The sequence below is a fragment of the Cobetia sp. UIB-001 genome, assembly GCF_044789135.1.
Lineage (GTDB): Bacteria > Pseudomonadota > Gammaproteobacteria > Pseudomonadales > Halomonadaceae > Cobetia > Cobetia amphilecti.
Genome location: NZ_CP058244.1, coordinates 2,079,225 through 2,094,413, shown reverse-complemented (window position 1 = coordinate 2,094,413; position 15,189 = coordinate 2,079,225). Strand labels below are relative to the sequence as shown.

The 15,189-nt window shown below is 63.3% G+C and carries 12 protein-coding genes; 2 read left to right on the top strand and 10 right to left on the bottom strand.

Annotated elements, in window-relative coordinates; genetic code table 11:
* Positions 1 to 346: 346 nt before the first annotated feature.
* The 9 genes from HA399_RS08760 to HA399_RS08720 all read right to left on the bottom strand — a co-directional run bounded on the left by HA399_RS08760 (position 347) and on the right by HA399_RS08720 (position 13,250).
* Positions 347 to 2,335 carry a beta-galactosidase gene (locus tag HA399_RS08760; RefSeq protein WP_404324690.1) on the bottom strand — a complete coding sequence of 663 codons (1,989 nt, stop codon included), beginning with the start codon at positions 2,333 to 2,335 and terminating at the stop codon, positions 347 to 349.
* A gap of 70 nt (positions 2,336 to 2,405) precedes the next feature.
* Positions 2,406 to 4,628 carry an alpha-galactosidase gene (locus HA399_RS08755; protein ID WP_404324689.1) on the bottom strand — a complete coding sequence of 741 codons (2,223 nt, stop codon included), beginning with the start codon at positions 4,626 to 4,628 and terminating at the stop codon, positions 2,406 to 2,408.
* Between the two features lie 44 nt (positions 4,629 to 4,672).
* Positions 4,673 to 5,599: an SMP-30/gluconolactonase/LRE family protein gene (locus HA399_RS08750; protein WP_404326864.1), complete on the bottom strand. Its 927-nt coding sequence runs from the start codon at positions 5,597 to 5,599 to the stop codon at positions 4,673 to 4,675.
* Between the two features lie 120 nt (positions 5,600 to 5,719).
* Positions 5,720 to 6,334, bottom strand: coding sequence for a 2-dehydro-3-deoxy-6-phosphogalactonate aldolase (locus HA399_RS08745; RefSeq protein WP_404326862.1), 615 nt, complete (start codon positions 6,332 to 6,334; stop codon positions 5,720 to 5,722).
* 76 nt (positions 6,335 to 6,410) lie between these two features.
* Entirely contained in the window at positions 6,411 to 7,466 is a 1,056-nt protein-coding gene (locus HA399_RS08740) for a 2-dehydro-3-deoxygalactonokinase (protein WP_404326861.1), read from the bottom strand.
* Positions 7,463 to 8,254 (bottom strand): SDR family NAD(P)-dependent oxidoreductase, encoded by a 792-nt coding sequence (locus HA399_RS08735; protein WP_404326859.1) that lies wholly within the window; start codon positions 8,252 to 8,254, stop codon positions 7,463 to 7,465. The genes HA399_RS08740 and HA399_RS08735 overlap by 4 nt, the downstream gene beginning before the upstream one ends.
* 96 nt (positions 8,255 to 8,350) lie before the next feature.
* On the bottom strand, positions 8,351 to 9,499 hold the full coding sequence (gene dgoD, locus HA399_RS08730; RefSeq protein WP_054556643.1) for a galactonate dehydratase: 1,149 nt from the start codon (positions 9,497 to 9,499) through the stop codon (positions 8,351 to 8,353).
* A 97-nt stretch (positions 9,500 to 9,596) separates the two neighbouring features.
* Positions 9,597 to 10,394 carry a FadR/GntR family transcriptional regulator gene (locus HA399_RS08725; RefSeq protein ID WP_225996562.1) on the bottom strand — a complete coding sequence of 266 codons (798 nt, stop codon included), beginning with the start codon at positions 10,392 to 10,394 and terminating at the stop codon, positions 9,597 to 9,599.
* 366 nt (positions 10,395 to 10,760) lie between these two features.
* Complete coding sequence (locus HA399_RS08720) at positions 10,761 to 13,250, bottom strand: cache domain-containing protein (RefSeq protein ID WP_404326857.1); 2,490 nt, start codon at positions 13,248 to 13,250, stop codon at positions 10,761 to 10,763.
* A 464-nt stretch (positions 13,251 to 13,714) separates the two neighbouring features.
* Here HA399_RS08720 and HA399_RS08715 point away from each other — a divergent pair, with 464 nt between their 5' ends.
* Positions 13,715 to 14,014: a hypothetical protein gene (locus tag HA399_RS08715; RefSeq protein WP_404326855.1), complete on the top strand. Its 300-nt coding sequence runs from the start codon at positions 13,715 to 13,717 to the stop codon at positions 14,012 to 14,014.
* A 226-nt stretch (positions 14,015 to 14,240) separates the two neighbouring features.
* On the opposite strand, the gene HA399_RS08710 is transcribed toward HA399_RS08715, so the two are convergent.
* Positions 14,241 to 14,600, bottom strand: a complete 360-nt coding sequence (locus HA399_RS08710; RefSeq protein ID WP_153635789.1) for a hypothetical protein — start codon at positions 14,598 to 14,600, stop codon at positions 14,241 to 14,243.
* Positions 14,601 to 14,871: 271 nt separating this feature from the next.
* Here HA399_RS08710 and HA399_RS08705 point away from each other — a divergent pair, with 271 nt between their 5' ends.
* On the top strand, positions 14,872 to 15,045 hold the full coding sequence (locus tag HA399_RS08705; RefSeq protein ID WP_082388754.1) for a DUF2970 domain-containing protein: 174 nt from the start codon (positions 14,872 to 14,874) through the stop codon (positions 15,043 to 15,045).
* Positions 15,046 to 15,189 lie beyond the last annotated feature (144 nt).

Here is a 15,189-nt window from a genome sequence, read left to right as displayed (position 1 = left end):
CAGTGAGGTCAGCGAGCACTCAAGGGCGAACTCCCTCTGGCCTTGCGCAGCGAATAGAGAGGTCGCATTAAATAAAAAAATATACCGTTATCTTCTGTCTGCTCAATTTCGATGATGTGGCAACCTCAGTCATCCAGTAAGCAGGGGAGTTGTGTCAGCACGTATTGTAGTCACTCATGAAGCCAGGGCAGGTGACATGGATGCCCAGAATAGCTGTCCAAAAAAGCGGCGCCCAAAGCGCCGCGACAAGTGATCGAACAGTCTGCCGGTCGCGAAGTCCGAGAGATGTCCTGCTTTCAAGCAAAGTCGATTTTCGCGTTGAATGAGTGGGCAGGAGCCGCCTCACTCAGGGGCGCTTTTCGTCACTGAACCAGATACAGACATCAGCGGGTGCCAGCACCCGGCTACCGGCCAGCAGCCCGCTGTCATTGACGAGGCCTTCCGGCAGCCAGCGCGGCTCGGGGGCATAGTTGAAGGCGAAGCCGAGCGGCCCGCGCCGCCGCAGGCGCACGCCGTCGGGCAGGGCATGGGTGGTGATGCCGCAGGCCTGGCACTCCGCCTGCAGCATCGCCACCAGGCTGTCTTCACTCAACCAGGCGGTCAGATAGCTGACGCCACGATGTTGCAGGATGGCGGGTTCGCCATCCTCGAAGCGCGTTACCACCTGTGCACTGGTGCGCTGATGATCGAGCAGGTCGCGCCAACGCAGGGCGTGACCGCGTGCGCCGTTGGTCAGCGTGATGGCAGGCTCGGCGCCTGGCCGCAGGCCATCGACTCGATCGACCGTGACGCCCGTCAGCTCGCTGAGTGCACCGGGCGCCAGCTGCGTGGGGATCTGAAACTCCGGCGTACGCGAGCCGGAGCGTGCGCCGATCACCACGCGACTGCCTGAATCGCGCGCCGCGCTCAGACGCGCCGCCAGTGCCTCATCAGCGATCACCTGACAGGGCAGCACGATCAACGAATAGCCACTGAGCGCGTCACGCGGTGAGACGATATCGACATCAAGCCCGAGTCGCCGCAGCGCGCTGTACCAGCTCAGGTACAGCTCGAGCGGGTTGAAGTTCTCGGCGTGGGGCTGGATCTGACAGGCCCAGATGGAGGCGTAATCGAACATCAGGGCGACGGGCGCCTGCTGGGCAGTCGTCGTGTCATGTTCCGCGAGTGTCGCCAGCTCATCGCGCAGCTGCAAAAGCTCCGGCCAGGCCGAGGCGGGTGAGCCATCCGGGCGCAGCAGGCCTGCGTGCATCTGCTCCTGCGCGAAGGGGGCCTGGCGCCAGCGGAAGTAGGAGACGACTTCGGCGCCATGCGCGAAGGCTTCGTGGCTCCACAGTCGCACCATGCCGGGCAAGGGCGCGGCGTTGCTGATCGCCCAGTTGACCGGGCCCGGCTGCTGCTCCATCACCCACCAGCGGCCCTTGCACATGGCGCGGTAGAGGTCGTGATGAAAGCCGGCAAAGTCCGGATGACCTTGCTGACGATACTGGGCCTTGGTGGCATCGTCGTGGGCACCGCGTTCCAGAAAGCCCAGCGGGTAGCTGTCCCAGCTGGCGATATCCAGGTCCCGGGCGACATCGAAGTGATCGAATTCGGTGAACAGGCCCATGAAGTTGTGCACGATATCGCCGCTGACACCCGCGGCACGCAGGGTATCCACCTGCAGGCGGTTGTATTCGACCACCATGTCGGAGCAGAAGCGTCGATAATCGAGCACGATGGCCGGATGCGGTTCGGTCACGGTGCCGACGGGTGCCTCGACCTGGGAAAACTCGCTGACCTCCATGCTCCAGAACACCGTGCCCCAGGCCTCATTGAGGGCCTCGACCGAGCCATAACGCGCCTCGAGCCATTCTGGGAAGCGGGCGCGGGCGGCCGCTGAGTAGCTGAGGATGGTGTCATGACAGCCGTACTCGTTGTCGGTCTGCCAGGCGATGATCGCGGGATGGTGCGCGTAGCGCTCGCCCATCAGGCGCACGATGCGCTCGCTCAAGGTACGAAACGCCGGCGAAGAGAAGCAGTAATGACGGCGCGAGCCATAGCCGCGCGTGTCGCCATTCTCATCGACGGCCAGAATTTCCGGGTGGGCATCCACCAGCCACTTGGGCGGTGTCGCCGTGGGCGTGCCCATCACGATCTTGAGACCAGCCGCCGCCAGAACCTCGACGGCCTCATCCAGCCACTCGAAGCGCAGGTCACCCGCGCTGGGTTCCAGGCGACTCCAGGCGAATTCGCCGATACGCACGACACGAATGCCGGCTTCCATCATGTCGCGAGCATCCTGCGGCCAGCGATCACGTGGCCAGTGTTCCGGGTAGTAACAGACACCGAGCTGCATTGGGGTCATCCTTGAAGCTGAAAATGGGGAGCGAGCGCAGCGCACACCATCACGGCCTGCGCGGCAGGGGTCATGCCGGAACCGCCTGAAGGTGAATCAGGATCGCCTGGTCGGGGTCCAGCACCGGCAGGGCAAGGCCTTCACGCATCAGGTACTCACCGGAGACGACGACCGGCTCGCCGGCCTGTTGTCGGCTGATCCAGGCGGGCAGCTGCTTCATGCGTCGCTCCGGGTGCTCCGGCAGTTCCAGCAGCTCGAGCCGGTAGGCCGTGTCGGCTTGCAGGCCGGTCAGCGGCTGGGCGGCGGGCACGGCGTGACGTGGCATGGCCAGCTGGCTGATGCTGAAAAGGGCATGCTGGCCATCCTGACTGACCACGCCGTGGGCATGCTGATTGTCATCCAGGCAATCCAGACGCCAGCTGACACCGTTGTGCAGCAGACCACGCAGCGCCTTGTAACGCGCTATCCAGCCGCGCAGCTCACTGCGCTCCGCCTGATCGAGCTGGCTGACATCCAGCTCCAGCCCCAGATGACCGAACAGTGCCGTGGAGGCGCGGAAGGCGAGCGTCGTGCGCCGCGAGGTGGTGTGGGCGTGTTGCGGCCCGATATGTGCGCCCAGAAGCTCCGGCGGCAGCACGCGACTGGCCCCGCGCTGGATATGCGTGCGCTCGTGGGGGTCATTGCAGTCAGACGTCCAGACGCGATGGGTGTGCCGCAGAATGCCGTGATCGGTGCGCGCGCCACCCGAGGCGCAGCTCTCGATCTCGACGCCGGGATGCGCCTTTCGCAGGCGGGCCAGCAGCGAGTAGAGCGCGCTGACCTGAGCATGCGCGGCAGGCTTGCCGCGACCTTCCTCCGACTGGCCGCCCGCGTGGGTCAGGTCGCGATTCATGTCCCATTTCAGATACTTGATCGGGTACTCACTGAGCAGCGCATCGAGGCGCGCAAACAGGTAGTCACAGACCTCGCGGCGAGTCAGGTCCAGCACGCATTGATAGCGTCCCAGCGGCTGCTCACGCCCCTCCAGCCCAAGAATCCAGTCCGGATGGGTGCGGAAGAGCTCACTGTCGGGATTGACCATCTCAGGCTCGACCCACAGGCCGAATTCCATGCCATGCGCCTGTACGGACTCGATCAGCGGCCCCAGTCCCTGCGGGTACTTGCCGGTATCCAGATACCAGTCGCCCAGGGCAGCGCGTTCGCCATCCCGACCGACGAACCAGCCATCATCGAGCACGAAACGTTCGGCACCCACCTCACCGGCGGCAACGACCAACTCCTCGAGACGCGTCGCATCGTGATCGAAGTAGAGCGCTTCCCAGGTGTTGACATGCACCGGACGCGGCTTGTCAGTCACCGGCCAGTCAAGGCGCGCGCGCAGGGTGCGATGCATGCGCTGGCTGGCGCCATTGATGCCCGTATCCGACCAGGCCATCACCACTTCCGGGGTGGTCACACTGTCGCCGGCGGCCAGCATCTGCTCACCGGGCAGCAGCAGGGCGCCCATCTGCAATTGGGTGCTGCCATCGAATTGACGCTCGATCAGGGCGCGATGGTTGCCACTCCACGCCAGATGCGCGGTGATGACTTCGCCACGCTGCTCACTGAAGCCTGGCGTGCCGGTGATAAGCGTCGGCACGCGTTGATGCGAGCTGCGCCCGCGACGGTTCTCGAGCGTGAAGGTGCCTTCGCTGAGACGATGACGCGTCTCGGTGAATTCCTGTACCCAGCGGCCGCCGAAGCTCAGGCACTCCTCGAAGCGGACCGGCAGCGGCAGGCAGGCGGCCGCCAGCCATTCGAGCCGGTAGGGCGCTGAAGACTGATTGCTCAGGGTCGTCTGCTGACGCAGTACGCCCTCGCGAGTGACGGTCAGCGCCAGCAGCACTTCCAGCTCACTCAGACTGTCGCGAAGCGTCAGGCGAGCGTGGGCGCCGGTGGCATCCGTCGAGCACGCCACATCGCTCAGACGCATCGCCGTCAGCCAGTCGCGGCCTTCGCGGTCACCGATCAGCGCGGGATAGCCGGCAAAGCCGAGTCCGGCATCATTGAACAGGGTATTGGGCGGCAGTTGATCCAGGCTCGCCTGGGGCGTGGCGGCAGCGCTCATCAGGCGGTGCTGAGCCGGATTGATGGGCGCAATGCGCCCGAAATGGGCCAGCTTGAGCAGGCCATCGGCGAGATCCAGCTGCAGCTGGATGCCATCGGCACTCAGGCTCAACCACTGCTGGTCGCTTGACCAGGTCGCGTCAGGCGCAGCCGACGGTCGGGAAGATGGGGCGTCTGCGGTCATCATGAGAGGTCCAGAAATAAAGAAAGATCAGAGACGGAATGGCAGTGTCAGCCCAGCACCAGCGGTGGCTCTGCCAGTCCCTTGAAGCCGTGTGCAGACAGGTCCAGCACGAAGAGGTCGCCATCACCCGCCGCATGGTCCGGTGTGGTCATGCCTTCATGCGCCGTGGTGACATACAGCGTGCTCAGCCCCTCGCCACCGAACAGCGGGCACGAAGGCTGGCTGACCGGCAGCGCCACATGGGCGATTTCCTTGCCGTCGCGATCCAGCCTTGCCACGCGGCCGGCCCCCCAGAGCGCGATCCACATGTGGCCATCGGCATCGATCACGGCGCCATCCGGGCCACCACCGGCATCCCGCAGATCGGCCCAGACTTCAGGGGCGTTGTATTCACCTGCCGAGGTGAGTGGCCAGCCATCGGCGTCCAGCTGCCAGCGCATCACCTGACCGGTGACGGTGTCGGTGAAATAGGCGAAGCGGCCATCCGGCGAGAAGCACAGCGCATTGGGAATGCTCAGCCCCTCGAGCACGCGGGTCAGTTCACCGCGATGCAGCCGATAGAGGCTGCCAGCACCGGTCTCGGCGTTGCAGCCCATGCTCGACAACCACAGACTGCCGTGACGATCGACCCGCGCGTCATTGCTGCGCGTGGCCGGCGTCGTGTCCGCCTCGAAGGGCATGACATCTTCCACGGCGCCGGTCTCGGGGGTGAAGCGCGAGAGCATTCCCTGCGCGACCAGCAGGTAATCGCCGTCTTGGGTAACGGCTGCGTAGGAGGTGCGGCGCGCAAGCTGAATTACAACGTGATCACTGCCGTCCGCGGCGGCGTGATGCAGCTCGCCGGCGAGTATGTTCAGCCAGCGCACTCGCGCAGGCAGGGCCTTGGTCGCGGGCGTCCAGCCCGGCCCTTCGCCCAGCTCGCAGCCACTGGCGACGAGGCGCCTGGCAGTGCCAAGGCATGGTGATGACGTCATCTGCTGCTCCTTTGCGATATCCGTGGTCTCTTTTATCCATGGTCGCTTATACCCATGGGCTATTGGCGCGCTCTCGTCACTCTTGCGGTGGCGCGACTTGTCGCCATCCGTGTGTGGCTGTCAGTCAGCCGCCTGCCATGCCGCGACCAGGGTGCGGGCACGTTCGCCAACCTCGGCGGCGCTCAGGCCGGGCGTGTAGATGGCCGTGCCGAGGCCAGCGCCGTGGACACCCGCCGCGCGCCATTCGGCGAAGTTGTCAGTGCCGATGCCGCCGACGGCATAAAGCTCGGTGTCCTTGGGCAGCACTGCCAGCATGGCTTTCATGTTGACGATGCCGACCTGAGTCGCCGGGAACAGCTTGAGGCCCGAGGCGCCGGCAGCGAGAGCCGCGAAGGCTTCCGTCGGCGTGACGATTCCGGGTAGCGAGACCATCTCCAGCCGGCGGCTCTCACGGATGACGTCGACATCGGCATTGGGTGAGACGATCAGACGACCGCCGGCGGCGTGCACATCGCGCACCTGCTGCGGGGTCAGCACGGTGCCGGCGCCGATCAGGATCTTGCCGTCATGCGCGCGCTCGCAGTGCTCGACCAGCGCGGCGATGCTCTCCAGCGGTTGAGGAGAATTGAGCGGGACTTCGATGCGGGTGATGCCGGCGGCGATGATCTCGTCGGCGATGGCGATGATGTCTTGCGGTGTCACACCGCGCAGTATGGCGACCAGAGGCAGGCTCATGGCGATCTCCAGAAATGGGGCTGTTCTAAATGGGGAATGACGTGGCTCACCGGCTGGCAATGTCAGCAACGCTGAATCAATGGCTCACAGAGGCGCGATCCGATGACGACGCACGGGCCGAGGACGATCCACGGTCTGATGACGATGCCTGCGCGGATGATCGTGCACGCTGGATGCGTCCGAGCCCCGCCAGAATCATGTCGGCGTTGGCCGCGGTGGTGACCTGATAGCCCAGATGTGCCAGCGCGACCTGATAGCGCTGGCACAGCACGGCGTCACCGATCAGGGTGATGGTGGCGTGATCCGAAAGCTCCGCAGTGGCGCCCGCCAGCTCAAGCCCCAGCACCAGGCCTGACAGGCGTGCGCCGAGTACCGCCTTGCGAGCATCACCCTCAGGCAGAGCCGTATCGAGCAGATCGCGGGCACGAATGCCGAACAGCTGCGCGGTGGTGCGCTCCGGGGCGGCAAGCGCCGTGTCGATGCCCTCCAGATAGGCATCGCGCTGGGCGGCGTCGCTGAGATCTCCCGCGGCGACGGAGTGCTTGAGCACCGAATCCTGACTGAGCAGCTTGAAAAGCTCGCCGCTCATGAAGGTGCTGAAGCCGGTGATGGCGCCACTGGCGAGATGTGCCCACTTGGCGTGGGTGCCGGGCAGACACACCGCACCGCTGTAGTCGGGTTGGGCGGCGACCAGGCCCGCCAGCTGGGTCTCCTCGCCACGCATGACATCGTAGCTCGGCTGCTGCTGGCAGAGGCCCGGCACGATGGCGACGGCAAGGCGGCTGTCGCGGGTCGCGACATGGGTCAGCTGCTCGGAGAGTGCCCCCAGCACATCACGGGAAGGCGTCTTCTCCGTAGGCAACGGCAGGTAAGCCGCCTCCTGCCAGCCCTGACGCGCGCCGGCCATGCCACAGATCAGCACCGGCATGGGAGAGGTCGCATCGTCGGGCAGCCAGTCATTGATCAGCACGCGCAGTACATCCTCGAACTCATCCACCGCCAGTCCCAGCATGCCACGGGCACTGCTGGCCTGAGCGATGACTGCATCGTCGCCATTAACGGCCCAGGCGCGCAGATTGCTGGAACCCCAGTCGACGGCGATCCAGGCCGGCGTGACGCTGACGGCGCTCACACTCGGCCTCCGTCTACCACCATCGGCTGGCAGGTCATCATGCGCGAGGCGCTGGAGGCCAGGAACAGGCACGGATTGATCATGTCCTCGACCGGAATGGCCTCTTTCAGACATTGCTGATCAATGCACTCGTTCAAGTCCTTGTCGTTGACCCACAGCTCGCGCTGACGCTCCGTCATCACCCAGCCCGGGATCAGGCAGTTGACGCGAATGGCGTCCGGGCCCAGCTCGCGCGCCAGCGCCTTGGTCATGCCCATGATGCCGGCCTTGGCAGTGACGTAGGTCGGGTAGCCGCCCAGTCCCAGCATGTAGCTGTTGGAGGACAGATTGATGATGGCGCCGCCACCCAGCGCGCGCATGTCGGGGGCGACGGCCTGGGCGGTGAAGAATTGCGGGCGCAGGTTGGTGGCGATGGATTCATCCCACTGTTCCACCGTCCACTCATCCAGCGTATGACGGGTGTCACGGGCGGCGTTGTTGACCAGTACGTTGATCAGGCCGTGGGCCTCACGCGCCTGAGCGACGGCGGCCTGCAGCGCCTCGATATCCTGGATGTTGCAGGGGATGAACAGCGGACGATTGGCGTAGCGAGCTTCCATGGCGTCACAGAATTCGCTGGCATCGGACAGGCCGACGAAGGCGACCTTGGCGCCCTGGGCGAGGAAGCCTTCGGTCAGTGCGGCGCCGATGCCGGAGCCACCGCCGGTGATGAAGACGCTGGCGCCTTCGAGGTCCGGGTAGCGAAAGTCGGCGAAGGCGGGGCGTTCGGATGATGCGGTACGGGTCATGTCGAATCCTTCCTTGAGCGTGACAGGCCTTCGGCGGAAGACCTGTCCTGGCATGGCGTCTGTGTTGTCAGTGTGTGCGTTGCGGCATGCTCGGCATTACCACTCGGCGACGGAGCCGTCTTCGTGGGTCCACAGCGGGTTGCGCCAGCGATGGCCGACCTTGGCACGCTCTTCGACGAAGGCTTCGTCGATCTCGACGCCCAGCCCCGGGCCCTGCGGAATGGCGCAGAAGCCGTCCTTGATCGCCAGCGCATCCTTGTCGACCAGGTAATCCAGTACGTCGTTGTCCTTGTTGTAGTGGATTCCCATGCTCTGTTCCTGGATGAAGGCGTTGTGACACACCGCGTCCAGTTGCAGCGAGGCCGCCAGCGTCAGCGGGCCGAGCGGGCAGTGCGGGGCCAGCGCCACATCGTAGGCCGAGGCCAGGGTGGCGATCTTCAGGCCTTCGCTGATGCCGCCACAGTGGGAGAGATCGGGCTGGATGATGTCGACCATGCCGTCCGCCAGCAGATCACGGAACTGGAAGCGGGTGTGCAGGCGCTCGCCGGTGGCGATGGGCGTCGCGATGCCTTCGGCGATGTGCTTGAGCGACGGCAGGTGCTCAGGCGCGACCGGCTCCTCGATGAACATCGGGTGGAACTGCTCCAGCTCACGCAGCAACGCCTTGGCCATCGGGCGATGCACGCGACCATGGAAGTCGATGCCGATGCCGACATCCGGACCGACCGCATCACGAGCCTCGGCGACACGTGCCACGGCGTCATCGATCTTCTTGTGCGAATCGACGATCTGCATCTCCGGCGTGCCATTCATCTTGAAGGCGGTGAAGCCCTGATCGACCAGCGCCTTGGCGCCTGCGCCGACATCTGACGGGCGGTCACCGCCGGTCCAGGCGTACATGCGCATCTTGTCGCGTACCGGACCGCCGAGCAGCTGGTGCACGGGCACTCCCAGATCACGGCCCTTCAGGTCCCACAGCGCCTGATCGATGCCGGCGATGGCAGACATCAGGATCGGGCCGCCACGGTAGAAGCCCGCGCGGTACATCACGTTCCACAGGTGCTCGATATTGCGCGGGTCCTGACCGACCAGATAATCGGACAGCTCGTGCACGGCGGCCTCGACGGTCGCGGCGCGGCCCTCGATGACCGGTTCGCCCCAGCCATAACAGCCTTCATCGGTCTCGATCTTGAGGAACAGCCAGCGCGGCGGAACTTGCCAGGTCTTGAGTCGGGTGATTTTCACGGATGCATCCTTGTTGAGAATGGGCGTTTGAACGAGGCTCAGCGCCAGGCGAAGCGGGTCGTGGGATCGGCCGTCATCGGCTGACGCCCGATCAGGATCAGAAGCGGCGGTGCCCCAGCTGCGGGTGGTCCGGTGAGAAGCCGAGGTCGCGCGCTGCGGTCTCCAGTACCCGCTCGGCACAGGTGCGTGCCATCTCGGGCTGGCGCAGGCGAATGGCCTCCATCACCGCGCGGTGACGATCGAGGCTGGCGCGATGATGGCTGTGATCATGCTGCTGCGCGGACTGCTGGGTACTGTGGATCAGTTGGCTGATGGAAGGGCGTAGCAGGCTGCCAAGCTGTGTCCACACCAGATTGTGGGTGGCGTGGTAGATGGCTTCGTGGAAGGCGACATCGTGCTCGGCATGCGCCTCGCGTGAGCTGTCATTGGCGGTATTGACCATGCCTTCGAAGGCGCGCTCCAGGCGTGCGAGGTCTTGGGCATTTGCCTTCATCGCGGCCAGCGCACTGACATAGGGCTCGACGGAGAGGCGGAAGGCGTAGATCTCGCGCATCAGGTCCGGATTGATACCGTCGAGGCCGCTGACCCAATGGCTCATCAGCGGGTCCAGCAGCTGCCATTCGCTCATCTCGCGCACGATGGTGCCACGCCCGGCGGTGCGCTCCAGCAGCCCGGCGCTCACCAGCTGAGCCAGGGCATTGCGAACACGATTGCGGCTGGCGTCGAAGCGCTGGCAGAGGTCCAGTTCACGCGGAAAGCTGTCACCGGGGCCGAAGCTGCCCGCGAGGATTTCCCGCGCCATGCAGGTGGCGATGGCCTCCATGCTGCGCGGGGTCGCGTCGTCCGCCGAGGCGCTGTCAGTGGCGAGCGCGGCTGTCGCCAGAGAGTCGGTCATTGAGGTGCCTGTCGTGAGGGATGGTCAGGAGAGTCACTGCATCGCACCGCCTTGGAGCCTGGCGCTGACGCATGAGATTCCGAGCATCAGAATAAATGTCTGAACACACATTAATAAATGTCGGACATTTCAACAAGACGTAAATGCTTCAACTTTGGTCGCGCGAGAAGCCCGCCCGACACAGCTAACAAGGGCGAAGCTAACAAGGGCGAAGCTAACAAGGGCGAAGCTAACAAGAAGGCGGGTAACAAGGATGGTAGTAAAAAGGGGTGTGCCCACAACGAAAGGGGCCAGACGCGATGTCTGGCCCCTGTCACGCCATGTGGCCTTGGGAAGGCGGGTCACATGCAAAGCGCCATGACCGGGTCAAGCCGATGGCGGGTAGCGAGCCAGGTGGCCATTGAGGGTCAATTGCCATTCCTTGAGTGTCTGGGCACAGGAGAGATCGAGCAGCGTGATCTCCAGGGTCGCGGTGTCCTCCAGCGATGATAGCAGCGATGTCAGCGAATCGGCGGTGGGCGGCGAGGCTGTGCCATTGGCTGGCGCCTCGAACAGTGGCTCATTGCCTTCAGGGTGGCGAGTCACTTTCTGCGCAGGCGAGATATCCCGACATTGATGGCCCATCACGATGAAGTTGCCCTCGCTGACGCGGAAGACACGCAACGGATGGAAGCAGGCATTCAGGTGCGGGCCAAGCTGGGTATCGAGTGGCGCAAGTTGTCTGTCGCCAGTGTCGCGTCGCGCGCCTCCCTTCCGGCTCAGACGAAGATGGCACAGCGTGATGTGCTGTCCCATGGCGTCCTGACACTCACGGGCCAGCGCCTCGAGAGCGGCATCCAGCAATGCGCGGGTGAAGCAGCCACTGTGGCTGTCGCGCCACCGGTTCGGGTCACGTTCTACCTGCTGCGGGCAGAGTCGATGCAGGGTGGGCGCCGGCGGTATCGGTTGCTCCGTCAGTACTTCCCGCGCCGCCTGCAGCAACTCTGGCGGTAGATGGCCATGACGGTGTTCGATATCGCACAGCGCCTGGGCCTCACTGACCCCGGTGTGTCGCACCAGCTCGATGACCTGCACGACCAGCGCCAGAGTGCTGGCAGCGAGCGACGTCTCGCCAAGCGACGTTGCAGCAATATCGGTAGAGGCCTGCTCCGCCTGTGGGATGTCTGCATGAGGAGGCGCAGAAGGAGACCCGGACGGAGACGCATCAGGAGGTGTTGTAGAGGACTGCGCGGGCTGGGAGAGCGCATCAGCGTTGCCGTTTGCATGCGGCGCCAACCTGCTGCAGGCCCCCAGCATGAACTGCTGGCTGGCACGTAACAGGTCAGCTTCGGCGGGCGCCATCAGGGCGTCTTCCATCATGCGTGCCCCGATCTCGACATGGCGACGCAGCAAGTGATACTGATCGAAATGCAGTTCATCGCGTGGTCGCAGCAGTGAGTCGGGCAGCGCCAGCTTGCCGATATCATGCAGCATGGCCACGCGTTCCAGCGTGGCGATTTCCTGACGGTCCATCCCGAGTCGTGTCGCGATGGCGCTGACAAGATTGGCGGCCAGCCAGTCTTCTCCCGAGCGCTCGGGACAGCGTTCCTCGCGGATCATGCGCATCACCGACCCGAGCCTGTCTTCGCCGCGCTGCTCAAGCTCATGCTCCAGTTGATTCATGCGCTGGCGCATCTGCAGCTGTCGCTCGCGATACTGGCGCAGGAAGGCGTAGCCAAAGGCCAGGCAGAGCATCAAGGTCACCAGCAGGGTGATCAGGAAGTGCCAACGCTCCAGCGCGTGCTTCTTCTTCATCAAGTCTTCGTGCGCCTGGAAGGCGGCTTCACTGATGTCATCGAGATAGACGCCGCTGGCGATGATCCACTGGAAGGGGGGATACAGGGCGGCGTAGGCGGTCTTGTCGACCTGCTCGGCGCCCGGGCGCTTGGGGAAGCGGTAATCGAAGTAGATACCACTGCCGTTCAAGACACCCTCGAGCTCGGTGCGATACGGGAAGCGGCCGCTGCTGTCCTGGTACTCGGTCGACAGCAGCTTGCCTTCGGTGTCGGGCAGCAGAGGATGGATCAAGCGGCGTGCATAGCCCTCACCGCCGGCCGGGTCCAGGATATCGTTGATCCAGACATAGCGGCTTTCCTCGCGCTCGATACTCGCGTGCAGAGACTGTCTCAGCTCATTGGCGACCAGAAAGGCCACCATCTTCGGGTCGATATGCACCAGCGCCCAGGGGGCAGGCTGCTGTCGTCGATCAAGGCGCACGGCGCCGGGGCTGTCTTCCTCTTGCCCCAGAGGCACGGCAAACACCAGTCCGGCATCCGTGCCGCGCAGGAATTGTGCCTTGCGCATGCCCGCGTTGAGGCGCTGATTCAGCTCCTGATTCCACCAGTCAGGGTGGAGCATGGTGGGGAGCTGCACGATGTCGATCCAGTCCGGGTTGATGCGCAGGTCCGGGAACTGGCGCAACAGTTCGGTGCTGACGAAGGAGCGATCACGACCACTCAGATGGCTGATGCCCAGTGACGGGGAGCGCATGGTGGTGATGAGAAGACGTTGCAGACGATGCTCGTAATCGCGATGTCGCGAGGCGATCATGCCCAGTGTCTGCTCGACCATCAGGCTGGCCTGTTGACGCCGCTCCCTGGCGACCAGCATCTGGGTCGCCTGGGCCTGCAGAATGTCCTGCTCGCGACTCTGCGATTCCTGAAATACCAGCAGGCCGCCAAGCGAGATACAGGAGAGTGCGGTCAACCCCAGCCATAGGCGCAAGGGTTTGCCGAACGGACGCTGTCTGTCCGGGGAGCGAATATCGGGCGGGCCGGTATCTGGCCCATGTCGAGAGAGATCACTATCCTTGATCATCGAGTCACGTCATCCATGAGTGATGCGGTGGCGCTGCGAAGGGCGATGATGGCACTGTTTCGAGCATAGCGGCTAGCGCAACACCCAGGAGATGTCGTTTCAGGCCTCGACGTCATCTAGCCAACGCTACGGTGTTGGCGTCCAGATGCCAAGTGAGGGCGCTCAGCACTCCGCGAAGCCCCAGTTCAGGGCACTTGCGCGCTTTGCGTATCGCGCGATGTCTTGCGAGCAGGCGTTGAAAGGGGCATGATGAAGCTAGTTTTCTGTATGGCTTTCAAGAAGATATCTGTCATTTGTCTATGGCTGTCCAGAAGAGGCTCGCTAACATCTTGATTTGAGGCGCGCCGGTCGAGTGTTGAAGGTGTCGTGCATAAGCTGCAAGTCAAATTGTCGCTCATCGTCCTGCAGTGAACTCATAGCGTTGTCTTCTTGTTGTCGACAAGATCAAAAGTGGAAAATCGTGCATGAACCGACATGATGAAAAGATCATTGCCAGTGCTCGCAAGCAGCGTGCTCTCTTTGATGAGCTCGAAAAGGCGTTGGCGGAAGAGCTGAATGCGCTGGATCGCTCTTCTCAGCCTGCGCCCGCCGCTGAGTCGAACCATGACGCCGACGACGCGCGCGCTCAACAGCGTGAAGCGGAGTTCGTGGCGCGACTCGAGAGCCTGATCGCGGAATTCGATCTCGATCGCGAGGCCGCCCAGACATGGCTGCGTGAGCTTGAGGCCTTCAAGGGAGACGCGGGTTCAGAGGAATCAGCGTAAGCCTCAGTCTTGGCTGATTTCTCTTGCACAACGCCCAGCACTTCTTCCTGAAGGCTGGGCGTTGTGCGTTTCTCGCTTGGCGCATCTGGATCCAATGGTTATCTAGCCCGATAGATTTTCTGATGTCTTGTTATTGGCTTACCTGCTTAGCGACGAAACCGCTTGCCTGTTTGACGGAAGCTTCATTCGGCAACGCTCCCACCGGCCCTCGACCGAGGGCTTGGGCCTAGATCTCCTCCCAGATGGCTTCCTTCAATTCATCTGTCAGGCCTTGCAGGCGTTGCAGGCGCTTGACGGTATGTTCCTGCACATCACTGACGATCTCCGTCAGGCACTCCTTCGACTCGTGTGGGTCAACGAACCCGGTCGATAGAAGGCACTGGCCCATTTCCATGCTCTTGGTCTGCCACATGCGAATAAACTCGATTTCCTGCTCATATGCCTTGAGGCTCAGGGTCCACCATACCTGCTGACAACGCATCAAGGGGGCGAGGGGATGCACGAGGTCGTCGGGTCGATTCATCCAGGGAAGTGGGGTGCTGAACATGGCAGCGAAAGGCTGCATCGGTTGATTGGCGACTGGCATTCTGGACTCCTGTCTCATGGTATCTGATAGCTGATGAGTGCAAACCTTGGGGGAAATACCTGCGAGGCGGCTGGTGTTTGGCGTTATTGTGACCAATAGTGATAGTGGCTGGTGTCTAGCGGCACAGGCTTCGCAACCTGAGCTGAGTTGAGCATAGCTCCCTCTGCTGGAATGCGCGCGAGCATCCTGTGCTGTCCCCAGTCAACCCTGTCCTCAGACAACCCTGTGCCCAGATGATGAATTGCGTGAGGTCACCGACTAGGAGGCGATCATGATCAATGAAGTCAAATCCGTACTGGCAGCATTCTTTGGTGTCCAGAAGGAGGCCAATCGCAAGCGTGATTTCGAGCACGGCCATGCGCTGGACTTTCTGGTGGTGGGACTGGTGATGGCCGCACTGCTGGTGGGAGGGATGGCACTGCTGTCCACGGTCGTCGCCGGCTGATGAGCCGCTCAGGCGACAGAGACGAAACGTCACACAAGATTCTTGAGATACGAAACATCTGGCACGAAAAAAGCCCCCGCCCAGGAGACCATCCTGGACGGGGGCTTTTGCTTGGCTCACTCGGCTGCGATTGCCTGCTATCCA